21 protein-coding genes and 1 tRNA gene are annotated in these 22,037 nt (G+C 41.9%); 9 read left to right on the forward strand and 13 right to left on the reverse strand.

Annotation, left to right across the window (positions count from 1 at the left end; translation table 11 throughout):
- Nucleotides 1–322: 322 nt before the first annotated feature.
- The 6 genes from B0I21_RS04895 to B0I21_RS04915 form a co-directional block, all read right to left on the reverse strand.
- Complete coding sequence (locus B0I21_RS04895) at nt 323–1,429, reverse strand: hypothetical protein (protein ID WP_133639337.1); 1,107 nt, start codon at nt 1,427–1,429, stop codon at nt 323–325.
- Nucleotides 1,430–1,508: 79 nt separating this feature from the next.
- On the reverse strand, nt 1,509–1,673 hold the full coding sequence (locus tag B0I21_RS20015; protein WP_166637775.1) for a hypothetical protein: 165 nt from the start codon (nt 1,671–1,673) through the stop codon (nt 1,509–1,511).
- A gap of 87 nt (nt 1,674–1,760) precedes the next feature.
- A complete protein-coding gene (locus B0I21_RS04900; protein ID WP_133639338.1) occupies nt 1,761–2,078 on the reverse strand; it encodes an HTH domain-containing protein in 318 nt (105 codons plus the stop codon).
- Between the two features lie 60 nt (nt 2,079–2,138).
- On the reverse strand, nt 2,139–3,473 hold the full coding sequence (locus tag B0I21_RS04905; protein ID WP_166637776.1) for a TolC family protein: 1,335 nt from the start codon (nt 3,471–3,473) through the stop codon (nt 2,139–2,141).
- A gap of 19 nt (nt 3,474–3,492) precedes the next feature.
- Nucleotides 3,493–5,652, reverse strand: a complete 2,160-nt coding sequence (locus B0I21_RS04910) for a peptidase domain-containing ABC transporter (protein ID WP_133639340.1) — start codon at nt 5,650–5,652, stop codon at nt 3,493–3,495.
- A gap of 16 nt (nt 5,653–5,668) precedes the next feature.
- On the reverse strand, nt 5,669–6,763 hold the full coding sequence (locus B0I21_RS04915; RefSeq protein WP_133639341.1) for an HlyD family secretion protein: 1,095 nt from the start codon (nt 6,761–6,763) through the stop codon (nt 5,669–5,671).
- Between the two features lie 1,244 nt (nt 6,764–8,007).
- Here B0I21_RS04915 and B0I21_RS04920 point away from each other — a divergent pair.
- Nucleotides 8,008–8,448, forward strand: coding sequence for a hypothetical protein (locus B0I21_RS04920; RefSeq protein WP_133639342.1), 441 nt, complete (start codon nt 8,008–8,010; stop codon nt 8,446–8,448).
- Between the two features lie 76 nt (nt 8,449–8,524).
- On the opposite strand, the gene B0I21_RS04925 is transcribed toward B0I21_RS04920, so the two are convergent.
- Entirely contained in the window at nt 8,525–9,226 is a 702-nt protein-coding gene (locus tag B0I21_RS04925; RefSeq protein ID WP_133639343.1) for a YjjG family noncanonical pyrimidine nucleotidase, read from the reverse strand.
- 187 nt (nt 9,227–9,413) lie between these two features.
- Between B0I21_RS04925 and B0I21_RS04930 the strand changes: the two genes are divergently transcribed.
- From B0I21_RS04930 to B0I21_RS04955, 6 genes are all read left to right on the forward strand, one after another.
- Nucleotides 9,414–10,292 (forward strand): sensor histidine kinase, encoded by an 879-nt coding sequence (locus B0I21_RS04930; RefSeq protein ID WP_133639344.1) that lies wholly within the window; start codon nt 9,414–9,416, stop codon nt 10,290–10,292.
- A complete protein-coding gene (locus B0I21_RS04935) occupies nt 10,282–10,992 on the forward strand; it encodes a response regulator transcription factor (protein WP_037495336.1) in 711 nt (236 codons plus the stop codon). The genes B0I21_RS04930 and B0I21_RS04935 overlap by 11 nt, the downstream gene beginning before the upstream one ends.
- Before the next feature lie 5 nt (nt 10,993–10,997).
- Complete coding sequence (locus B0I21_RS04940) at nt 10,998–11,513, forward strand: hypothetical protein (protein WP_133639345.1); 516 nt, start codon at nt 10,998–11,000, stop codon at nt 11,511–11,513.
- Nucleotides 11,514–12,548 carry a uroporphyrinogen decarboxylase gene (hemE, locus tag B0I21_RS04945; RefSeq protein ID WP_133639346.1) on the forward strand — a complete coding sequence of 345 codons (1,035 nt, stop codon included), beginning with the start codon at nt 11,514–11,516 and terminating at the stop codon, nt 12,546–12,548.
- A 153-nt stretch (nt 12,549–12,701) separates the two neighbouring features.
- On the forward strand, nt 12,702–13,253 hold the full coding sequence (locus B0I21_RS04950) for a CopD family protein (protein ID WP_133639347.1): 552 nt from the start codon (nt 12,702–12,704) through the stop codon (nt 13,251–13,253).
- Between the two features lie 11 nt (nt 13,254–13,264).
- Nucleotides 13,265–13,768, forward strand: a complete 504-nt coding sequence (locus B0I21_RS04955; protein ID WP_133639348.1) for a hypothetical protein — start codon at nt 13,265–13,267, stop codon at nt 13,766–13,768.
- Between the two features lie 23 nt (nt 13,769–13,791).
- On the opposite strand, the gene B0I21_RS04960 is transcribed toward B0I21_RS04955, so the two are convergent.
- The 4 genes from B0I21_RS04960 to B0I21_RS04975 form a co-directional block, all read right to left on the reverse strand.
- Nucleotides 13,792–15,222 (reverse strand): NAD-dependent succinate-semialdehyde dehydrogenase, encoded by a 1,431-nt coding sequence (locus tag B0I21_RS04960; protein ID WP_133639349.1) that lies wholly within the window; start codon nt 15,220–15,222, stop codon nt 13,792–13,794.
- Between the two features lie 116 nt (nt 15,223–15,338).
- Nucleotides 15,339–16,553 (reverse strand): bifunctional 3,4-dihydroxy-2-butanone-4-phosphate synthase/GTP cyclohydrolase II, encoded by a 1,215-nt coding sequence (locus B0I21_RS04965; RefSeq protein WP_133639350.1) that lies wholly within the window; start codon nt 16,551–16,553, stop codon nt 15,339–15,341.
- A 69-nt stretch (nt 16,554–16,622) separates the two neighbouring features.
- Nucleotides 16,623–18,089 carry an LptF/LptG family permease gene (locus tag B0I21_RS04970; RefSeq protein ID WP_133639351.1) on the reverse strand — a complete coding sequence of 489 codons (1,467 nt, stop codon included), beginning with the start codon at nt 18,087–18,089 and terminating at the stop codon, nt 16,623–16,625.
- A 49-nt stretch (nt 18,090–18,138) separates the two neighbouring features.
- Nucleotides 18,139–18,516: an START-like domain-containing protein gene (locus B0I21_RS04975; RefSeq protein WP_133639352.1), complete on the reverse strand. Its 378-nt coding sequence runs from the start codon at nt 18,514–18,516 to the stop codon at nt 18,139–18,141.
- Nucleotides 18,517–18,746: 230 nt separating this feature from the next.
- On the opposite strand from B0I21_RS04975, the gene B0I21_RS04980 reads away from it, so the two are divergent.
- A tRNA-Met gene (locus B0I21_RS04980) sits at nt 18,747–18,820 on the forward strand.
- Nucleotides 18,821–19,416: 596 nt separating this feature from the next.
- Here the strand turns inward: B0I21_RS04980 and B0I21_RS04985 are convergent.
- The gene (locus B0I21_RS04985) at nt 19,417–20,484 is read right to left on the reverse strand and encodes an SDR family oxidoreductase (protein ID WP_133639353.1); all 1,068 of its coding nucleotides are present in this window, start codon (nt 20,482–20,484) and stop codon (nt 19,417–19,419) included.
- An 82-nt stretch (nt 20,485–20,566) separates the two neighbouring features.
- Nucleotides 20,567–21,160 (reverse strand): Crp/Fnr family transcriptional regulator, encoded by a 594-nt coding sequence (locus tag B0I21_RS04990; protein ID WP_133639354.1) that lies wholly within the window; start codon nt 21,158–21,160, stop codon nt 20,567–20,569.
- 303 nt (nt 21,161–21,463) lie between these two features.
- Here B0I21_RS04990 and B0I21_RS04995 point away from each other — a divergent pair, with 303 nt between their 5' ends.
- A complete protein-coding gene (locus B0I21_RS04995; protein ID WP_133639355.1) occupies nt 21,464–22,009 on the forward strand; it encodes a C40 family peptidase in 546 nt (181 codons plus the stop codon).
- Nucleotides 22,010–22,037: the final 28 nt, after the last annotated feature.

Genomic DNA, 22,037 nt, shown 5'->3' on the forward strand with positions numbered 1-22,037 from the left:
TAAGCTTGACTAAAAGCAGGGTAATCGCGTTTCTATTTCCGGAGTTCCGCAAGCAAAACGTTAATTAATTCTATGTCGGATCTGATTTTTTTTTCTAGTTCTTGCATATGTGTTTAGGCTTTAAAACATACTTCTAAAGCCCGCGAAGAACGCGTCAAAATTGTTAATCAAGGCAATTAAAAATCCTCCTACAACTAATGTGATAAGGACTAAAGTGGATGTTTTCTTTAACCTGTTATTCGTTTTGTTGAGATTCATCTCGAAATAGTTAAGCGGGTGTAAAAATGATTTTATATGATCAGTGGCGGTTTTCGTTTTACGCTCATTCTATCAATAGCATGGTAGTACCTAATTTGGATTTTAGGCCATCATTGATTTCTGGGATTGCATAGCGCTCAAGATCTTCCCAAAATTTATAAGAATATTGGCTCTTCTTTTCGGTCTTGTATAAATTACTTTCCAGTTTTGACGAGAGTAATTTATACTCTTTGGCACTTATTCCTGATCGCTCCATTGCATAAAATTGAATAACATCTTCGTAGGGTATATGACCGAATTCTGTTTTTCGCTTAATGCTGCCGATGGCATGCTCATAAAGGCTCGTCAGATAGTATGGACTTAACTCATTAAAATTGCTTGATGCATAGTTTTCTAGGTAAACTTCGCTTTTCGTTTTTGCCTCTAAGCTGAAAATTTTCTGTGATTTTACGGTATCGGGCAGAACTAAGTCAACGTGAAATCTCGACGTTTGATCCTTTTCTGAGATATGGATTTGTCCTGTCTCTTTATTGCTTTTTTCTATAATCAGCTTATTGGGGTTCGACTTATTTATGTCGTATCGCTTTAGTCGGTCTATTAATTTGTGGCCACTTAGATTAGGTAGCCTTGCTACTTTAAAATAACTGCCCATCTTTGTATCGAAGTCTTTTTGCACAATAGAATCTCGAAATATCCGATAGTCTAACAGTTTATACCTCACCTTTCCGCCATTACGGGGTAGGTAAAATTGAACGATTCCGTCCGAAAAATATTTGGTATTAGAATCAAAAGTTTCTAAAGACCGATAATATCCAGTCAATACGATGACATCTGCTGGCTTCGAATCTAATTCTATAGCGTCTATTTCGACGGATCTAGGAACTACCTCTATTATTTGATGCTCGGATAAGTTCTGTAATACGATTGACTTACTTTGGTAGGATAGATGTTGTGTGTTGATTGTAAGCGGGAATGCCGGTGTGCTTTGTCTTTCTAGGGTGCTTGTATATTTTCCCTGGTTGTCCGTAAAGCCAATAAGCTCGCCTTCCTGGGTATAAAGATTGAGCGCCGCAATTGGAGTTTTTGTGTTTTGATCAACGAACAAAACCTGCGCATAAGCTGGTATTGCATATATGATTAGAGAGGATATAGATATAAGAAAGTTCTTCATTTTGACAGATGTGTGGTAGATATAAAGATGTTATTAAATATGGTAGGTAGAGTGCAAAAGACTCTACCTAGCATAATTATTAGAATCGGTTTTTTATCCATCTAATGCCGCGCTTTACCCCTTCATAGGCGGCTTCAACAGCTCCGTAAACCGTAACAAGCGCATTGGCGCCACCTTGTATTTCTAATAGCTCATCTTTTTGCAATTCCTTAAGACTAAGTTTTTCCAAATTTAAATTTTTCATTTTTTACAATTTAATTAATAGCATCCTACTCTCTTAAAGCTTTTCGGATTCCGCTCTTGTTGATCAACACTACTAAATTACTTTCGCTCACTCTACAAAAACAGTAGTGAACAAAAAGCTCGAAAATATTTTTTGCCCGCCAGAGATATTGTACATCTTGTCCTCATCCAATAATGTAATATCGACGGTAATCTTGATGGAATATTCGCTTTCATAAAGATATGTTCCTAACTGCCGGGAATAGTAAATCGGAGCACCGCGGCCTTTAAGTTCGTCGATGACGTTGTACAGTCTAGAGACTGACAGTCCTAGTCGTTTAGCTAACTCGTTGGGAGTTCCTGTCCGTTTTTGCCGAATTAGCTTATCTAATAAATTAATTCGATCGATGTGTTTAAATAGCTGCATATCAAATTGCTTTATTGGTTCATATAATTATTCGAAGCTGCGTATATCACGACTCTTCTTTTATTCGTCATCGTAGCTTCCGGTGGTTTGGTACAGGAGCATCTTATAGCTGAAGATGGTACTATAGCGTGCTTCCAATACTGCATTCTGCGCTTGGATAAAATTATTCCGACTGTTATTGTAGTCGTAGATGCTGCTGCGGCCTGCCTCGTAACTCTTTTTTGCAAACTCCATGGCCTTCTCCGTGTAAGTCAGCACTTCCTTAGCGTGTATATATTGTTCTTGATTACTTCGAAAATCAAATAGTATTTGCTGTATTTCTTTGCGAATTTCTTGTTTTTGTAACTGCTCATCCAGTTCGATTCCCACTCTTGATAAATCTATCTGCTTTAATTTTAATCGCGTTTGTCCCTTATTGAAAATTGGAATATTGGCCGTAATAGCGACTTGCTGCGCAAAATTGTTACCTGTTTGTGTGAAGAAGTTGCCCAGGCGCTGCTGGAAGGCAAATGGGTTGAAATAGGTACTTCCAAAGGTAGCGGAGCCGGTAACCCGCGGATGGCGATCTCCTCTGATAATCTTTCTTTCCATTTCGTTTTCAAGAAGTCGCTTGCCGATCTGCTTCACTTTTGGGTCAATTATGTATGAAGCTGAGTATGCATCGCTTTCCGAAAGGCTATTGGGCAATCTAAACGTGTTAGTTCCAGCATCAAATTTAATAAGCAGTTGGCTGTGATCATCCAAAAGCATCAATTGCGCTAAGTTTAATTTTGCACGATCCATTGCTAACTTGGCGACCGCCTGTTCCTGCTGCGCTCTCACTAATGTTGCTTTAGCCTCATACAATTCACTTTGTGAGGTGCTTCCCGCCTCATAAGTTAGCTTCGCTCGCATATGTAAAGAATGTGCATTGGTTACGGCAGAATCGTGCGTTTGAAGAATCGACTGTTTCAGTAGTAGTTCCAGGTAGGCCTGAACAATCTGTATAGTCACTGTACGCTTAATAATATCCATTTCCAATTCCGCTATTTCCGTTTCTAATTTGCTTTTTCTAGCTTGGCTTTTTAGTGCCCCAAAGTTGTAAAGCATAATCTCTGATGTGAGGCCCATGTTACTGTTTAGGTTATCGTTCCGCTGGATGTTTCCAAATATGTCTTGAGAACGCCCGAAGATGGAATGTACGTTTGAGTACCCCGTTATGGAAGGAAGCCGCTCTTTCTTGGCGATGCGAACTCCTGTGGTTTTCATCGCAACGTCAACTTGCTGGCGTTGAATTTCCGTGTTTGTTTCTAAAGCGTAGTCAACACAATTTTTTAACGTCCAGTATTTCGTTTCTTGTGCGAATAGTAATGACTGTGTAAAGTTCAGAAAAGTAACTATTAAAAATTTTGTCATGTCATGCCTCATTTAGGTTTTACAGCGTCGTAGTTTGTTTGTCCCACATGCGCTTGTATATAGAGTTTTCGCGCATCAGGAGTTCTTTATGTGTTCCTTCTTCCATTAACTGTCCGCTATTTAGAACCATAATTTTATCTGCGTTTGCGATGGTGCTTAATCTATGTGCGATGATGATCATCGTTTTTTGTTGTTTTTTTAGCACTTCAAGCGCATTTTGAATGGTTTGTTCCGATGCCGAATCAAGTGCTGATGTCGCTTCGTCGAGAATCAATATTTCCGGCTGCTTGTACAGAGCCCTTGCGATTGCGATCCGCTGTTTCTGTCCTCCGGACAGCAGTGCCCCATTTTCGCCCAAGTGTGTCAATAAGCCTTGTGGAAGCTTTTCAACAAACTCGAGGATACCGAGATCCTTCGTTATCTGGATAACCCGTTGCATATTTGGGATTTCCTCCCCGAGAGCAATATTCTCAATTACGTTTCCAGAAAAGAGATGTATGTCTTGTGGAACCGAGGAAACAAGCGATCGCAGTGAATAATGTGATATATACTTGATGTCATAGTCGCCCAACGATATCTTGCCTTCCTTTAAAGGATACAAATTCTGTATAAGGGAAGCAATCGTGCTTTTTCCCGAACCACTTTCGCCGACAATTGCGGTGGTTTTTCCCATTTCGAATTGGCAGCTGACGTTGCTGAGAACGGTAGCTCTTGAGCCATAACGGAACGATACATTGTCGAAAACGATGTGTCCAACATGCGCAGGTTCCAGATCAATTTTTTCGGTTGATTCTTCCCTCTCCAGATCCATAATTTCGAAAAGGCGGTCTGATGCTATTAATGCGTTTTGTATGGTCTTGTTCATATTAATCAGATCACCTACCGGCGAAGTGAAGTATCCGATCAACGCATAAAAAGACAGAAGTTCACCCGGCGTGATTGTTCTGTCGATGACATAGCCGGCGCCCACCCACAAGAGAACAATGGTAAAAATGCGTGATAAGAATTCCGTCGAGGTGCTTGAGAAAAGACTGTTTAATACCGATTTATAGATGGTTTTGAGTAGTGAGGAAAACGTAGTGTCGGTTTTATTGTTTGAAAAAGCTTCTGTACCGAATTGTTTGATTGTTCGAACAGCGTTTAGGGATTCAACAAGATGTGATTCAAGCTCTGCCGACTCTTCCATCAAACGTCTTTCGACACGCTTGTTCAGTTTATTGGTAAGCCAATACACGAAAATGTAGAGTGGTATTACGGTAGCAACGATGAGCGCTAACTTCCAGTAGTACGTGAACATGAGCGCAAAGGAAAAAATCACGATGAAGATGTTAACCACAATCTGGATAGACGCGTCATTGATAAACGTTCTTATTTTAACAGCATCATTTACACGAGAGATTATTTCGCCCACTTTCATTGTGTCGAAGAATCGTTGCGGTAAGGATAGCAAATGTTTATAGTAACCGAGTATAAGGTACCTGTCAATGCGTTGTCCCGTCTGTAGGATCAGGACGCTTTTCACCGCTCCGATAAACAATTGGAATAGCAGTATGATTACCATGCCGATTGAAAGTAGGTTTAGTAATCGGAGATTGCCATCTATCAATACATAGTCTGTGATTTTCTCGATGTAAATAGAAGTGGATAGTCCAAGTATGGTGTAAAGGATAGCGCCAATAAGTGCTTGGAAGACTATAGATTTATGGGGTTTGATGAGATTCCAAAACCGGCTATACATCGAGGTTTTTTCATTTCGTTGTTGAAAATACTCATTCGGTTCTAATAGGACTAATACACCGCTCCAAACCTCTTGAAACTCCTTGTGGGTATATTTCTCAAATTTTCCTACGCCAGGATCCATCACGGTGACGTGTTGCTTGTTAACTTTGTAAATGACGACGTAGTGCTGCAGTTGCTGTTTCAGTACAACGTGAGCTATAGTAGGCGTAGGAATTTGCAATAGCGCATCTAAACCACCTTTGACGCCTTTGGCGTGGAAACCCATGGTGGCTAACCCTTGAATCAGCCCCATTACGTTCGTGCCTCTGTTGTCGGTATGGCAGATCTGACGAATTTTAGCTATTGGTAACCCCAGGCCGTAGTGAGCGGCTACAGATGCTAGGCAGGCGGCTCCGCAATCGCGTAAATCGTGTTGCTTGATCTTTGTATTTACTTTCATATGCTCGCTTACTTTATCAGTTGCTCAAATGATGCGGATTAAACCAATCATCGACTCGGTCGAGTAATAATTGCCATAAAGTTCGATCTGTTAAATAGAACCTCGCCGTGAATGAGTTGCCTTTACCTATCCGCGCTTGATATCCATTCTTTAGCGATAGATGATCTTTTTGCAATTTGCAACGAACGACGAAATAGGATTCGCCGGTACGTTCATTGATCACCACATTATTATCTATGTCTGTGACAACCCCATCGAGCATACCCCACTGATTGTAATTATAGGCGTCGATTTGAAGCCGAACTAATTGTCCTATGGTTGTAAAACCAATCGATGAAGGGGGGACATAGCATTCTGCAATTAATGATTCTTCTTGCGAAATATCAGCGACATGTTGGCCCTGCGTGATATAACTACCGGTAGTAAATCCCTGCAGGTTAGTTATAGTTCCGGTTATTGAAGCTTTAATAACGTAGTTTTCTTCTTCAAGCCCTATATTCAGCATATCAGTTGCTGATGATCGAATCTGTTGTTCTATTTCTCTTTTTTTTCCATGCCAAACTGCTATTTGTTGATCATAAGTGCTTTTCTTATGCTTAACCAACTTCTGATGGTTGTATAGGCTTTTCTCGTATTCAGATAGCGGTATGACCCCCGCGTTGAGTAATGTTTCGTTACGTTGCAGCTCTTTTTCAGCTAAGTTGAGCTGTGTCTGTATTTCAGCCAGTTTCATCTCCAAAGAGCTGCGCTCTGTTCGATATAGACCCGTCCGCATAACATAGTTCGGCTTTTTAGAGGTAAGATTCTCTAAGTCTTCCAGTTGTGCGGAATAATCCTTCCGCATGTTTTCTTGGTGTATTCTCTTACTGCGTAGCGATTCCGAAGTAAGGACAAGTAGGGTATCTCCTTCTTGTACAACTTGGTTGTTAATATGTATATATGATTTAACAATGCGACCGCCTACAAGAGATATAATCCTGCTGTTTTCATGCACAGGCCTTACCTTTCCTGGCGCCGATACAGAAATCGGTACGCTGATGAAGGGCAATGCGAGTATGATTCCTACGAGGGAAACAGCAATACAGTTATAAATGATCGTTGTTTTTATCATATTTCATTATTTTTTATCGGTGTATCTAATTGTTTGATTTTTTTTCTCTCTACACGTAACTCCGTTAGCTTATTTAGTTTGTAAATATTGGTCTCCTGATTCTAATATAATAAAAATACATCTTTGATCAAAATATTTAATCTAAAAACACTTTTTAAAAATTTAACCTTATTTTTGTTGTTTATGTGTTTTTTTTAAACAATTGTATAATTTATTATCTTTTATAATTGATTTACAGGATCTTAAATGGAGTGGGTATTAATGTGCGAAATCAAAATATAGGCGCCTTATTTTGTGAGGGGTAGATAGGTTGAATATCAATTGAAACCTCGGTAAGGTTACTAATATGAAACTATTGCTTTTTGTAAACAGCAAAAATGTTCACTTCCATAATGCCGTCGGGTGTCATAAATCGCTGTCTTGCGGTAAAGGTTAGTCTTCCTCCCCTTTCAATTTTTATTTCTTTTGGCATTGTAAAGGTGTAATTGTTGTTCTCAAGATTGTGTGTTGTCCTAAGCAGCTCATCGCTAACGATCTTAAAATGATAGGGGTTTTGTACCGGAACATAATGATCGGAGGTGCCATGCGTGTAGAAAGCCAATATGCTTATTTGTATACGAGGGTTCCATCCATAGAACGTTTACTAACCGTATATCAAAATTTATGTAGAGCGGTTTATTGTAAAAAGATGGTATCTCGCGTAACAAGTCCGAACTCTTTACGCCGTCAAAATTTAAATCCATAGGTTCATGCGAATGCAGCGATGATAATCTGTATTCTACTTTTCCGACAAGCTCATCCCTAACACTTTCGGCTTTTTTGCAAGAAACGAAGGCGATTACAGATAGAAGAAGTGACGGTATAGCAATACTTATATTCATCAAAATTTATATGCAGATAACATGATTAAATTGTACGTATTATTATCGATGTATCGATAGGGGAGAAGTTTTGCAACAGCTACAAATGATATCGTGATCATCTCGCTTGATAATCATTTTCTCTTTTTCTGATTGTCAGCGAGCACTGCTTTTAATAAAACCCTTGCAAATTCCAGTCGAAACTTGGCATATCCTTCAGTTAGCTGAGGTCAACCCATTCTTGTTCGAAAATCTGCTTCTTGTCGCTACATGATTGTATTAGTAAATCTAAGGAAAATTTTAAATTAATTTTGTTATTATTTTTATCTTTATAGTAATTGAGCTACAGCGGTATTAATTAATGCTTCGGAAATGAGTGTCTTAATGAGAAAAATAACCATCAATACGGTTCTTGCTTTTGTCGTGCTACCAATCACGTTTATCTTCCCGGATTTTGGATATATCATGAGGGGTCAATACATTCTTTATGATGCTCGGTACAACAATGTTGAAATTTATTTATCAAAATTGCTGCACGAAACGGGCTATCCATTGCCATCATTGTTCATTCTCATTGGGATTTTGTTCCCGCTGGAAATTGTAAAGAGATTTTTGTTGAGTAAGAAAAAAAACTACTTCTTTCTAAAATCAACATGCAGCCTCTTTCTGATTATACTCTTTTGGTTGCTGATGTGGTTAGGGCCAAAGGTGTTACTTGTCTTACCTCTTTTAACGAATATCGGATTATCCATTGTTATCAACGGGGTGTTATACGTGTTATCTGATAGAACGAAAGCGTTTTCTGGACCAACAAGCAACCCCTAATCTGCTGGAATTCCGGCTGCCCTAAAATTCGGATACCAGTGTGTTAATTTTTAATTATCAAGCGTTAGCTTTATCGCTAAAAATAACTTTGCAACTCCTTCAGATCGGTGACCATATGTTTAATATCAGTGGGCTTCTCGACGCCTATGACATTAAAAAATATGGCATCGATGCCTACATTTTGAGCCCCTCGGATATCCGCGTCAATATTATCGCCGATCATGACGGACGTATCTATAGCTGCGGCACCGTTGTTAATGGCGTAATGGAATATGGCAGGGTCGGGTTTATTAACGCCCACATTTTCCGAAATGACAATGGTTTGGAAGTAATCCGAGAGCTTGCTGTTGGCTAATTTCATTTCACACGCTTCCTTAAAGCCATTAGAGATCAGGTGTAAGCGGTACTTAGATTGCAAATAGGCCAATGTCTCATGCGCATGGGAAAATAGGTTAGTTTTCGTGGGGCAAATCGCTAAATATTCCTCTTCAAACATCAGCGGGAAAAGCGACGGCGAAAGCCCAAGCTGGGTGAAGGTATCGGCAAACCTTGATTTTCGCAATGTTTGTTTATCAATTTTGCCATGATGATACAAATCCCAAAGCCGATGGTTATTTACTGTATAGGTTTCAATAAAGGTATCGGACGTGCTTGTTCCGGTCAGCTGGTCAAACCTGTACTTATGGTAAAGATCGTGCAAGGTCTCTCGCGCATTCCGATCAAAATCCCAGATGGTGTGGTCGAGATCGAAAAAAATATCTTTTTTATCAAAAAACATGTGCAAATATAGGAAAGGATTTATAAAATGTCTACCATCATACTGCCAATAGCGATCTACGAGCGGGTGAATTGTTCATCATCCATTAGTTGGCAGGTAGGCGTATTTCGTATTAGTGTCAAAAAAAGTATAGTATTTCCAATGACTACTTCAAATATGTACTTTTGTGCTGTTTGATAATTGGTATATGAAAAGAGCGCTTGTTTTATTTTATTTCCTGGTGTTTTACGCGGTCATGCAATTGGGTTGGTGGGGATATTTGCTGGTGAGCTATGAACCCGAACGCAAGGGGATGATTATCGGGGAAGGGATTTTCTTTTTGCTTATCTTTATCTGGGGCGCCATGCGTCTCAAAAAACTCTTTAGCCGGGAGCATAAGCAGCAGCAACAACAACAAAATTTTTTGCTTTCGGTAACGCATGAATTGAAATCGCCGTTGGCTTCCGTAAAGTTGTATATACAGACGATCTTAAAGCGCGATTTGGATCGTGAGCAGCAAAAAATGTTTTTGACGAATTCGCTGAAAGATATCGAACGTTTGGATGACTTGGTAGAAAATGTGTTGTTGACTACGAAGCTGGAGAGCCGCAGCTTTAATCTTCCGAAGGAAGATTTCGACTTTACCGAGGTGATTAATTCTGTGGTTGACAGATTGCAGAAAAATGCGTGCAGCTCGCAGGTCATCAAGCCAGAGCTTGATCAGCATGTGGTCATTCACGCCGACAAGTTCGCGATTACCAATGTGGTGAACAACCTTGTCGAAAATGCCATTAAATATTCCCCGCCATGCGCCAATGTCATTGTGCAATTAAAGAAAAGTGAACTGGGGAAGCTTACGTTTTCTGTTGCAGATCATGGCCAGGGTATTCCGGAAGAAGAGAAAAAAAACGTATTCAATAAGTTTTATCGCGTTGGAAATGAATCTACACGGAAAACTAAAGGCACAGGTTTAGGGTTGTATATAGTGAAGACCGTATTGCAGAAACATAATGCCTCGATAAAGGTAAAAGATAACACTCCATCTGGGAGTATTTTTGAAGTAACATTTGAAAACTATGCAAGCTAAACAGCGTATACTTTTGGTGGAAGACGAAGAACATTTGTTGGAAGCCATCAAATTAAATCTAGAATTGGAAGGTTACCGTGTAACAACGGCTACCGACGGCAAAAAAGCACTTCGCATCTTTAAGGAAGAGCGATTCAACCTTGTGGTGCTTGATGTCATGATTCCGGAAATCGACGGGTTCCAAGTTGCAGAAACCATTCGTCTTCAAAACACGGAAGTGCCCATTATGTTCCTAACAGCTAAAAATAGCAGTGAAGACCGTATCACCGGATTGAAAAAGGGTGCCGATGATTATTTAGTGAAGCCCTTCAATCTGGAGGAGCTTATCTTACGCGTCGGTAATCTCATTCGCCGAGGGTTAAAAGCCGACGATCTGAAGGAATTTAATTCGTACAGCATTGGCGACAAAACCATATACTTCAATTCTTACGAATTGCATCATGCCGATGGGACGATAACCTCGTTGACGAAAAAAGAAACGATGTTGTTGAAATTACTCATCGAGCGTAAAAACGAAGCTGTTTCTCGTGAGCAAATTCTCGAAACAGTTTGGAATTATGATGTTTATCCATCCACCAGAACGATCGATAATTTTATCCTCACCTTTCGTAAATATTTTGAACCCGATCAAAAGCATCCGGTATTTTTTCATTCCATACGTGGGGTAGGGTATAAGTTTACCGATACGCCAACAGTCTAAGGCACATGAATACTCGATCCAGGATGATTGTCATCGCCATCGCGGTGGCCTTCCTTCTTTATGCGCTCTATGCGCAGCATTACAGCGTTACCGTCTACATCCTTGGAGGCATAGGCTATGTCATTTGGAGTCACTTTCGTGAAGGGACGGTTTTTCTGGCCACGCAAGCCTTTCATAAACAAGATTACGAAAAGACGGAGCGCTTACTCGCGGAGATCAAGAACCCGAACAACTTGCGTAAAGGGCGTCGTAATTATTATGAGTTTATGATGGGAAACATTCGGCTGAAGCAGGATAGTGTAGATGAAGCAGAATACCATTTTCAGCTCGCATCACGCCTACCTTGGAAACGCGATACGGAGAAAGGCTTTGTCCTTATTAATCTCGCCAATATCAATCTGCGCAAAAAAAATTATGAGCGTGTTCCTGCTTACATTGAACTAGCGAAGAAATTGAGGCTTACCGAAAGGCAGCTCGGCATTATTCAAAAAATAGAATTAGAACTAAATAAATACAGCTAAGTGAATCAAACTTTACAGAACGACCTTTTAATCAGAGCGGCGCTGTCACAGAAAACAGAGCGACCTCCCGTATGGATGATGCGTCAAGCAGGGCGCTTTATGCCAGAATATTGGGAGATAAAAAACAAATACAGCTTTTTGGAGATGTGCAAGACGCCCGAAATAGCGGCTGACGTGACTATGCTTCCTGTCGATCTATTGGGAATTGATGCGGCCATCCTGTTTTCGGATATCCTCGTCACCGCAGAGGCAATGGGTGGTGATCTTTCATTCGAGCAAGGCGTAGGACCCCGCTTCAGCAATCCCGTTAGAAGCAAGGCCGATGCGGAAAACTTAGCGGTAGATTGTTTGGACAAACTGCAGTACGTCGCGGACGCTATTCGCGTTATACAGCAGCGCTTAGCCGGAAGCATCCCGCTGATTGGTTTTGCCGGTGCTCCGTTTACTATATTAAGTTATTTGGTTGAAGGTGGATCTTCAAAGGATTTTAAACGCACCAAATTGCTATTGAATAACGAACCAGCATTAGCGCACTATATTTTGCAAAAGATTGCGGACGTCACCATCCAATACCTGAATATGCAGATTGATGCGGGTGTGAATGCCGTTCAGCTTTTTGATAGTTGGGCACTTGCCTTGTCGTGGAATGATTATCGGGATTTTTCGCATTATTACAATACGTATATCTTGGCTAATATCAAGCGCTCTGTGCCTGTCATATCATTCTGCAAAGGATCTTCGGTATTTGCGCCAATGATGGCAGAAGCTAATCCGGATGTCATTTCAGTCGATTGGAATGCCGACCTGAAAAATATCAAGCAAGCGCTTCCTGAAGGTATAGCGGTGCAGGGCAACTTAGATCCTTTTGTGCTTTACGCGGATAAGAACGTGATCACCGAAAAAATACATCAATTATTTGAAAGAATGCGTGATCAACATGGTTTTATCTTCAATTTGGGCCATGGTATTATGCCAGATATCCCTTTTGATAACGTGAAACATGCGATTGAGGTTGTCAAGGAATTTAGATATTAGGGAAGAGTGCCCTCCGAGAAGGACCATGGATAAAAAGATGCATCAGGGCGAGGCCGTATGACCAAGTAATGTGCATGCTTGAATGATAAGATTGGTTTTCTTGCCAAGACGTTTTAAGTCTTTATTTTAGACGAACCTTTTATAGTTGTAAACATGTTATATCTGTACGCAAAATCAGTGCATATCATATTTATGGTATGCTGGATGGCTGGCCTGTTTTACATGCCTCGCTTGTTCGTATATCATACGGAGGCCAAACAAAAGACTTTGCAGGAGTATACCGTTTTGCATGCGCAGTTCATACTGATGGAAAGTAGGCTTTGGTGGGTGATTACGACGCCAGCGATGTACATCACCATCGCTTCTGCTTGCACTATGCTTTATTTAAATCCTGCTTTTCTAAGCCAGGGTTGGATGCAGATGAAGCTTGCTTTCGTCGGCGTATTGGTTTTTTACCATTTTAAATGTCAGCATATAAAAACAATGTTGTCTCTCGAACGTTGTAAATGGACATCATCACAGCTTCGCCTGTGGAATGAGCTGTCAACCATTGTCCTGTTCGCTATCGTCTTTTTGGTGGTGCTACGGACTGCAGTTGATTGGATTTTTGGGGTATTGGGCTTAATCGGGCTAGCCGTTTTACTCATGATATTGATTAAGCTGTATAAAAAGTACAGAAAATCGCAAGGAGAGCATATAGATTAAACGATTGAATTATGAAAAATATCAGCTTACTTTTTACCCTGATCTTGCTTGCTATGACGGCGAGCGCGCAGGAAGACCACGAATGGGCCTTTGGTTTTTACGGCGATGTGCAATTGAAAGCACCGACGTATAATGGGGCGTTCGGTATTCAAGGAAAATACGACTTTGGTACCTTCTCCTCCGTGCAAGCTCAGGTCTACGGACGAAATGGTTACGTTGCCGCAGGTGCAGACTATCTTTTCTCCTTTTTGGATCGGGAACAAAGTAACTTCAATGTTTTTGTTGGCGCCGGCCTCAGTCAGGATTTTTACCGCTTTAACGAGGACGATGTGGAGGTGGTTACACCGGAAGCGCGCAGGAGTTTTACCGTGGCAAATAGCCAATTAGGCGTAAGTTATTATTTCCCTGAAGCAAATGTATCGGTGTATGGGGGCTACAAAGTAAAATATCATTTCGATTGGGAACAGTTTGATCCCAATTTCATTATGTTTGGTTTACGCTATCACCTTTGGTAGTAGTAAGCCTGTGTTATGGGGCATTACGCTCCATAACACAGATATTTCACTTCTACATATTCATCAAGACCATATTTGGCCCCCTCGCGGCCTAAACCAGATTGCTTAATCCCCCCGAAAGGCGCTGAGGCGTTGGAAACCATTCCAGTATTTATTCCAACCATGCCTGATTCAATACCCTCCGCTACCCGTTGACATCTGAAGATATTGGAAGAATAAAAATACGCTGCTAGACCAAATGGCGTGTCGTTTGCCAATGTAATAGCTTCTTCTTCTGTTTTAAATGAAAACAAGGAACAAATCGGGCCGAATGTCTCCTCTTGCGCAATAGCCGCCTGGTGCGGAACATGCAGCAATACGGTAGGCTCGAAGAAGAGGTCTTTTATAACCTTGCCACCGGTACCTATCGTAGCGCCTTTCGCAAGCGCGTCTTCCACGTGATTTTTTACTTTTTCTAAACCGTCTTTGTTGATCAAGGGACCGACTTGGATGCCTTTCTTTAGACCGTCTCCGACCTTCAGTTTTTTGACAGCGGTAATGAGCCGTTCCGAAAACTCTTGATAGATACCTTCTTGTACATAAAACCGGTTGACAGCAACACAGGTTTGCCCCGCATTTCTAAATTTACCGGCTAGCGCACCTTCAACTGCCTTGTCGATATCGGCATCGTCGAACACGATAAAGGGTGCATTGCCTCCGAGTTCCATTGATACGCGTTTCACCGTTGTTGCCGCCTGCTGCATGAGGGTAATGCCTACCGACGTAGAGCCCGTGAAGGAGATCTTGCGCACCAAGGTATTTGTGGCTAATTCTTTTCCTACACCTTTGCTATCTTTCGAGGTGATAATGTGGAGTACACCTTTAGGAATCCCTGCAAGTTCCGCTATTTTTGCTAACGCGAGCGCAGAAAACGGGGTTTGCGACGCAGGTTTTAGAACAACGGTGCACCCGGCAACCAAAGCCGGCGCAACTTTCCGCGTGATCATTGCCAAGGGAAAATTCCACGGCGTGATTGCTGCGACAACGCCCACCCCTTGTTTAATGGTTGCGAGGCGAGTACCGGGCTTGGTCGACGGTATGGTTTCGCCATAGGCACGCTTGCCCTCCTCCGAAAACCATTCCATAAATGAATTTGCGTAATCCACCTCAACCAGCGATTCCGTAAGCGGTTTTCCACTTTCCTTGGTCATGATCTCTGCAATCTCCTCTTTATGCTCGTCAATCAGTTCAAAGATTTTGCGGACCAGCCGACAGCGATCGCCAACGGAAACATTTTTCCAGTCAAGCCAAGCTTTTTCTGCTGCTTTAATAGCTTTCTTCGTGTCCTCGATAGTCAGATCGGGAACTGTACCTATTGATCTACCCGTTGCGGGATTGATAACGGGAAAAGTCTTTTTTCCTGTTATAAATTTACCTCCTATGTAGGCTTTCTCTGTGAAAAGCGTTGTGCTCATAAAGTTTCTTGTTTTTTTACTATTTTCCGACCAAATAGTAAGCGTTGTCATGAAAACAGTCAAGTTATTAAAATGTTGTAACAAAAAACGCCATCCGTTATCAGGATGGCGTCTTGTTAATGACCTTTCATAATGGAGTGACCCATGCGATCTCGTTTGGTTCGCAAGTAATCCTCATTGAAAGGATTTGATTCGATCTCGATCTCTACATTTTCGACCACTTCTAGTCCGTAGCCTACCAAGCCGGCACGTTTTGTTGGATTGTTAGACATGAGGCGCATTTTCGTAACACCCATCTGCCTTAATATTTGCGCACCAACACCGTAATCGCGTAGATCGGCCTTGAAACCAAGTTGTAGGTTTGCATCGACCGTGTCAATACCCTGTTCCTGCAATTTGTAAGCATGCAATTTGTTAATCAGGCCAATTCCACGGCCTTCCTGATTCATGTAGACAACAATGCCTTTTCCTTCTTCCTGGATCATCTGCATGGCTTTATGAAGCTGCGGTCCACAATCACAACGGCAGGAACCGAAGATATCCCCCGTGATGCAAGAGCTATGTACACGAACAAGGATAGGCTCGTTTTCATCCCATTCGCCTTTGTAAAGTGCTAAATGCTGTTCGCCCGTATTCTTTTGCGTAAACGCCTTAAGTTTGAAATCACCCCATTGTGTTGGCATGTTAACGGTCTCTTCCTCATCGATCATCGAGTCGTGTTTCAACCTGTATTCAATAAGGTCTTCGATGCTGATAATTTTTAGATCGAAGCGCTTCGCGACCTCCATCAAGTCTGGCAGTCGAGCCATTTCGCCATCATCTTTTAGTATCTCGACCAATACACCGGCGGGTTCAAAACCTGCCAAACGCGCCAAGTCGACGCTGGCCTCGGTATGCCCCGTGCGGCGCAACACTCCGCCGTCTTTCGCTATCAATGGGAAAATATGGCCTGGTCTTCCTAACTCTTCCGGGCGAATATTGGGGTCTATTAATGCTTTGATTGTTTTGGAACGGTCCGAAGCCGATATGCCGGTCGTACAACCGTAGCCTTGAAGATCTACAGATACGGTGAAATTTGTTTCGTATACCGCAGTATTTTGACCGACCATCAGGCCTAAATTCAGCTCCGCGCAGCGTTCCTGCGTAAGCGGGGCGCATACGAGGCCACGTCCATGCGTCGCCATGAAGTTGATCACTTCAGGTGTGGCATTGCGGGCAGCAGTAACGAAATCGCCCTCATTTTCACGATCTTCGTCATCAACAACGATGATGACCTTGCCGGCTTTGAGATCTTCAATAGCCTCTTCGATCGTATTTAATCTTATATCCATGTTGTGTTAGTCTATCGTTTACAAAGGTAGAGTTCTTTGCGCGTTTTTGTATAATACCCTTGTCAAAATCTACGAATGCTTGGGTGTAGCCTTTCGTTTGAATTTCATCGTGACCCATTTCCAGGCGCCTTCTACTTTTAGTTTGTATTGCTCGATATCGAAAAGAGAAGAGTCTGTTGTCGATTTATACGTCAAGAACATCGCGAGCGGGCTTAAGACAATGATCGCCATCCACATTCCTAAAATAGGGTCTAAACTACCGTCTTTTGATGCCTTCTCCGACATCGTAGATATGATGTGGTATATTAAAAAGAAGATGATAGCGACAACGACAGGTAGCCCTAATCCGCCTTTACGGATGATCGCCCCCAGTGGTGCCCCAATTGCAAAAAGCAATAGACAAGATACAGCCAGCGTAAATTTACGGTGGAATTCTATCTTATAGCGTATGTCTTTCTCTGCATAATTTTTGAAATCGGGCTCTTTCATTTCAAAGACGTTATTCATTTGTTGCACCTGCCCAAGAGCGTTGCTCAAGAGTGTACGTTGTTGGTCTTTGGGAACGTAGTCGGTCAAAAAGTTAGTAAACTTCTTAACCGGAACTTGCTTCACCCCATTTTCGTGGTAGTATGGCGAAAGATAGGTTACATAGTTCTTGCCCTCTAAAAATATATTATTGGATACACTATCCAGCTGCAGGCGATTGGAGTCTGTATATAATTTTAGCTGCTTCAGGTTTAACATGGAATGGTGGGTCTTAAAAAGACTTTCATCTGTACGTTTCATTTGAAATGCCTCCATGTCAAACTTCTGCTCCGTCTCTTTAAAACGAAACCGCGTAAACTGCTGCCGTGGGTCATAGCGCTTCGCATTTTTTGCTCTCGATTCTTCATACCGAACGCCATCTTTGAGCCGCAAGATCATATAATTGTTATCGGCTGAATTTTGCATGAATCCTTCTTTGGCGAGCAACACGTTGTTTGTTGCATTGCCAGACCGATGATCGTAGATCATCAAATTGTAAAGCACAGTTCCATTTTCGCTTTTGCTTTTTGCGCGGATAGAATACCCCGGAATGGAACTGTTGAAGATACCGGGCTTAATGAGAAAGTCAGCTTTTTTATTGCGCACATCCCACAATAGCGAACCCATCTTCAGGTTGACTACAGGCAAGATATAATCAGAAAACAAAAACGAACCGGCGGCAAATAGCGTGACAAGGAAAATTAAGGGCGTCATGGCCTTACGCAAGGAGTAGCCCGCTGCTTTGATAGCGACTAGCTCGTAGCTTTCGCCGAGGTTGCCGAATGTCATGATCGAAGATAGTAGCATGGATAAAGGCAGGGCCATCGATAGCTGCACGGCACATTGGTAGCCTATCAACTCCATCAATACATACCACTCAAAGCCTTTACCTATTAAATCATCGATATATTTAAATAGAAAAAGCATCAACAGGACGAACATCACGATACAAAAACATACCATGAAGGGTCTGATAAATGCTTGTAAAATAAGTAAATGTATCTTCTTCATATCGACACCGGGTTTCCTGCTACAAATTCCGATACAAAGATACTATTTTTTATGCTCCGATAACACTTTGCAAATAGCCAATAGAATTGGCCCATATTTTTTTTCTGTCGTCTAGGTTGTCTTGTTTTACGTAGTCTGTGATGGACAAAGCCACATCATTTGTTAGTTCATCCTGGATGATTTCGATTTCGAAGTAGTAAGGTTCATCGTCTAACCACTTGAATCGTACCGATTTGTTTTCCTTGCTTGCAACAAGCCGGGCACGATTTACTTCATCATCCCAGATAAACTCATAGACGCCATCTTTATAATTGACGTCATCGGCAAACCATTGGGATAACGCATTGGGCTCTTGAATATAAGGGAATAAAATCCGAGGCGATGAATTTATTATATACTCTAAACGTATCTCAACTTTTTGCTCCATACAGTTTGTGTTGGTTAACAATTAAAACCACTTTTTTTGATGATTTTGTAAGTATACAGTTTTATTTCGGAAATCAAAATAGAATGCATAATTAATTTTATTGTTTCACGAAAGGTGAAATTATATATTTAAAAATGAGCGATTTGTGGCTTTATTGGCTCAAAAGTGAGTTGAATACAATTTTTTCCTTTGCAAATCATCGGGATTTACTATATTTGCATCACGAAAACGGCGGGGTAGCTCAGATGGTTAGAGCGCAGGATTCATAACCCTGAGGTCGGCAGTTCGATCCTGCTCCCCGCTACTGATAAAGCCAGCACGCAAGTGTTGGCTTTTTTGTTGATTTTTTTTTACAGCAGGATTCCTATCCTCCAGCCGGCGGATGGCAGTTCGATCCTGCTCCCCGCTACTGATAAAGCCAGCACGCAAGTGTTGGCTTTTTTGTTGATTTTTTTTACAGCAGGATTCCTATCCTCCAGCCGGCGGATGGCAGTTCGATCCTGCTCCCCGCTACTGATAAAGCCAGCACGCAAGTGTTGGCTTTTTTTTATTTTTTTACAGCAGGATTCCTATCCGCCAGCCGGCGGACGGCAGTTCGATCCTGCTCCCCGCTACTGATAAAGCCAGCACGCAAGTGTTGGCTTTTTTTGTTGATTTTTTTACAGCAGGATTCCTATCCGCCAGCCGGCGGACGGCAGTTCGATCCTGCTCCCCGCTACTGATAAAGCCAGCACGCAAGTGTTGGCTTTTTTGTTGATTTTTTTACAGCAGGATTCCTATCCGCCAGCCGGCGGACGGCAGTTCGATCCTGCTCCCCGCTACTGATAAAGCTAGCACGCAAGTGTTGGCTTTTTTGTTGATTTTTTTTGCAACAGGATATCCTGCTTTTAAGCAATGCTTCTAAGGTATAATCTGATCTGATTTCAATTGTTCAAAAAGACTAAAAAAAGAAGCTGTTGTACTGCAGTACTCGTTAAAGCCGAGCATACGACTGTTCGTCATGTCTGTCATCACCTCAATCGGGCGACTTAAATCGAGGTCTGTGTGCCAAGCTGAACTAACTTTATGCAAATCTTCCTCTGCCAATCCGTGTCTTCTTGCGATACGTTTCCAACTTTCTTCCTTTCCTTCCAATGTTTTGACTAATGGTCTTACTTCATCTTCAAATCCTACACATTCAATGGAAAACCATTCAGCAATCTTTTTCCACAACCAACGCCACCTGAATACATCGCCATTTGCCACATTGAATGCTGTATTAAACGCAGAGGGAGTTACCGCTGCCCACACAATCTGCTTTGCTAACATGCCTGCATCGGTAACATCCGACAGTCCGTTCCATTGTGCTTCAGAACCAGGAAATATAAATGGTACATTCTCCTCTTTACAAATAGAAGCGTATACAGCTAACGTTGTTCCCATGTTCATGAGGTTACCAACTGCATTCCCAATCAATGTATGAGGGCGGTGCACACTCCAAGTAAAACCGTCTCGTTTCGCTGCAGTGTATAGTTCATCTTCTTGTGCGTAATAAAAATTAGGAGCACTCAACCGTGGCTGATCTTCTCGAAGTGGCGTTTCAGGAAGTACCCCACTTGTAACATAGGCATCAAAGGGGCCTAAGTAATGTTTTAATCCTGTTACCAAGCCAACATGTTTCACCGTCTTTTTTTCGGAGATGACATTCAGTAAATTCCGAACCATAGCTCCATTAACCTCGATATTCTCTTTTTCAGAATCTCTGCGCATCCAAGTTGTAAAAAATACATGTGTCGGACGCACATCCGCTAATGCTCGTTTCAAACTATTGCTGTCCAACAAATCTGCGTGTAAAGAGAAAACGCCGTCGACGTCTTTACCCGTTCCTCTGGATAGGCCATATGTTTCCCACCCTTGATTTAATAATTCTTTTGCCAAATTATTGCCAGAGATTCCCGTTGAACCGACAACCAATGCTGTTTTTTCCATATCTAAAATTATTTTATTACAAAATTAGCGTATGGACACGTAAACAGACTTGACCTGAATCAGAAAATACGCTTGACCTGAATCAAGTGTTCGTTGCGGTTATCTTCCTTTTTATCCTGCTTATTGTTTCGGGAGATAGCCCTAGATAAGAGGCTATTAAATGCTGGGGTAGTCGCTGGCTAATAGATGGATACGTATCAAGAAACATGGTATACTTTTCTTCTGCCGTGTGTGTGATAGCGCTAATAAGCCTACTGTCTTTGGTAGCAAGGCTATTTTGATAAAGGACGCGAAAGTAACGTTCCATAACGGGTACCTCAGTCAACATCTTTTCATAATTTTCGATCGAGAGCAGGAGCACGGTGCTGTCTTCAATGGCATCTATATTTAATTTGGCTTCATTGCCAAATATGAAGCCTGCAAAATCAGAAATCCACCAACCCTCCCAAGCAAACAGATTGATATGTTCGTTACCCTTTTCGTCGACGGTATACGATTTTAACAGTCCCTCTGTCACAAACGATATGTATTTGCACACATCGCCCTCTTGAAGCAAATATTGCCTTCTCCTCAGTCTTTTACGCGTAAAGAAGCTCATTACACGTTCTTTATCTTCTTCCGTAATATGCACTTTATCCGCTATATGCGCAAATAGTACACTAAACACCTGTTCCATGCTACAATGTTTTGATTGGGGCTGCTTTCGCTTCCAAAGATAGTCATCTAAAAAGAAGCTATCTTAAGCAAGTTAAAGTTTGTTTAGCATATGCTATTTGGAAACCGCTCGACCTTCATAGGTAGTTCGATTGCTGTCCATGCAATACGCCTTTGCGCAAGTGGTGATATAGATACCTGTGCGCAGTTAGATTGCCCAGTCAAGCTTGGATGGGCAACGGACCGGAGTGAACTAACAACCGTATTAATCACGTAAAATGCATTCTGACAGCTTTTTAAGTTTTTATTTCTTAATTTTGCTTGAATGAGAGTATCTTATCCGACCGTAAAACACTATATACTAGTCGCTATATTATTCGTATTTCCGATCATGCAGAAGGCGAGCGCTTTGGAGCCGATGGCAACAGCCCCCCGATGTGTTAGTCGACCTACTCCTATGTTCGACAGCAGTCCCGAGCAAGAACTTATTGCTTTTGCTAAGAAATTGCTGGGGGTGAAATACAGATATGGTGCATCAAGTCCTAGCAATGGCTTCGACTGCTCTGGTTTTGTACACTACGTTTTTAAGCGGTTTGGTGTGGCGCTACCGCGAAGCTCTTCCGCTATGGGGCAGGCTGGGGAAGACGTATCACTCACGCAGGCCAAAGCCGGCGACATCATCCTATTTACAGGTACCAATCCAGCTCGACGAAGCATCGGCCACGTCGGTATAGTGTTATCGAACTCTATGGAGGGTGGTCTACGATTTATACACGCAAGTTCGGGGAAGGCACAAGCGGTTACAGAAACCACGCTTGAAGGAAGTTACAAAAAACGGTTTATGAAAGTTGTACGTGTAACGCCATCCTGATAGCTATTTTCTCGAGGCGCATATTTGA

Source organism: Sphingobacterium paludis, assembly GCF_004364125.1.
Lineage (GTDB): Bacteria > Bacteroidota > Bacteroidia > Sphingobacteriales > Sphingobacteriaceae > Sphingobacterium > Sphingobacterium paludis.

Bases quoted from the DNA above. Each gene is read 5' to 3' on its own strand.
- B0I21_RS04915 (WP_133639341.1), bottom strand. From the start codon at position 6,763: ATGATAAAAACAACGATCATTTATAACTGTATTGCTGTTTCCCTCGTA.
- B0I21_RS04920 (WP_133639342.1), top strand. From the start codon at position 8,008: ATGAGAAAAATAACCATCAATACGGTTCTTGCTTTTGTCGTGCTACCA.
- B0I21_RS04975 (WP_133639352.1), bottom strand. From the start codon at position 18,516: ATGGAGCAAAAAGTTGAGATACGTTTAGAGTATATAATAAATTCATCG.
- B0I21_RS04930 (WP_133639344.1), top strand. From the start codon at position 9,414: ATGAAAAGAGCGCTTGTTTTATTTTATTTCCTGGTGTTTTACGCGGTC.
- B0I21_RS04940 (WP_133639345.1), top strand. From the start codon at position 10,998: ATGAATACTCGATCCAGGATGATTGTCATCGCCATCGCGGTGGCCTTC.
- B0I21_RS04925 (WP_133639343.1), bottom strand. From the start codon at position 9,226: ATGTTTTTTGATAAAAAAGATATTTTTTTCGATCTCGACCACACCATC.
- B0I21_RS04990 (WP_133639354.1), bottom strand. From the start codon at position 21,160: ATGGAACAGGTGTTTAGTGTACTATTTGCGCATATAGCGGATAAAGTG.
- B0I21_RS04960 (WP_133639349.1), bottom strand. From the start codon at position 15,222: ATGAGCACAACGCTTTTCACAGAGAAAGCCTACATAGGAGGTAAATTT.
- B0I21_RS04995 (WP_133639355.1), top strand. From the start codon at position 21,464: ATGAGAGTATCTTATCCGACCGTAAAACACTATATACTAGTCGCTATA.
- B0I21_RS04955 (WP_133639348.1), top strand. From the start codon at position 13,265: ATGAAAAATATCAGCTTACTTTTTACCCTGATCTTGCTTGCTATGACG.
- B0I21_RS04970 (WP_133639351.1), bottom strand. From the start codon at position 18,089: ATGAAGAAGATACATTTACTTATTTTACAAGCATTTATCAGACCCTTC.
- B0I21_RS04910 (WP_133639340.1), bottom strand. From the start codon at position 5,652: ATGAAAGTAAATACAAAGATCAAGCAACACGATTTACGCGATTGCGGA.
- B0I21_RS04985 (WP_133639353.1), bottom strand. From the start codon at position 20,484: ATGGAAAAAACAGCATTGGTTGTCGGTTCAACGGGAATCTCTGGCAAT.
- B0I21_RS04965 (WP_133639350.1), bottom strand. From the start codon at position 16,553: ATGGATATAAGATTAAATACGATCGAAGAGGCTATTGAAGATCTCAAA.
- B0I21_RS04900 (WP_133639338.1), bottom strand. From the start codon at position 2,078: ATGCAGCTATTTAAACACATCGATCGAATTAATTTATTAGATAAGCTA.
- B0I21_RS04895 (WP_133639337.1), bottom strand. From the start codon at position 1,429: ATGAAGAACTTTCTTATATCTATATCCTCTCTAATCATATATGCAATA.
- B0I21_RS04935 (WP_037495336.1), top strand. From the start codon at position 10,282: ATGCAAGCTAAACAGCGTATACTTTTGGTGGAAGACGAAGAACATTTG.
- B0I21_RS04905 (WP_166637776.1), bottom strand. From the start codon at position 3,473: ATGACAAAATTTTTAATAGTTACTTTTCTGAACTTTACACAGTCATTA.
- B0I21_RS20015 (WP_166637775.1), bottom strand. From the start codon at position 1,673: ATGAAAAATTTAAATTTGGAAAAACTTAGTCTTAAGGAATTGCAAAAA.
- B0I21_RS04950 (WP_133639347.1), top strand. From the start codon at position 12,702: ATGTTATATCTGTACGCAAAATCAGTGCATATCATATTTATGGTATGC.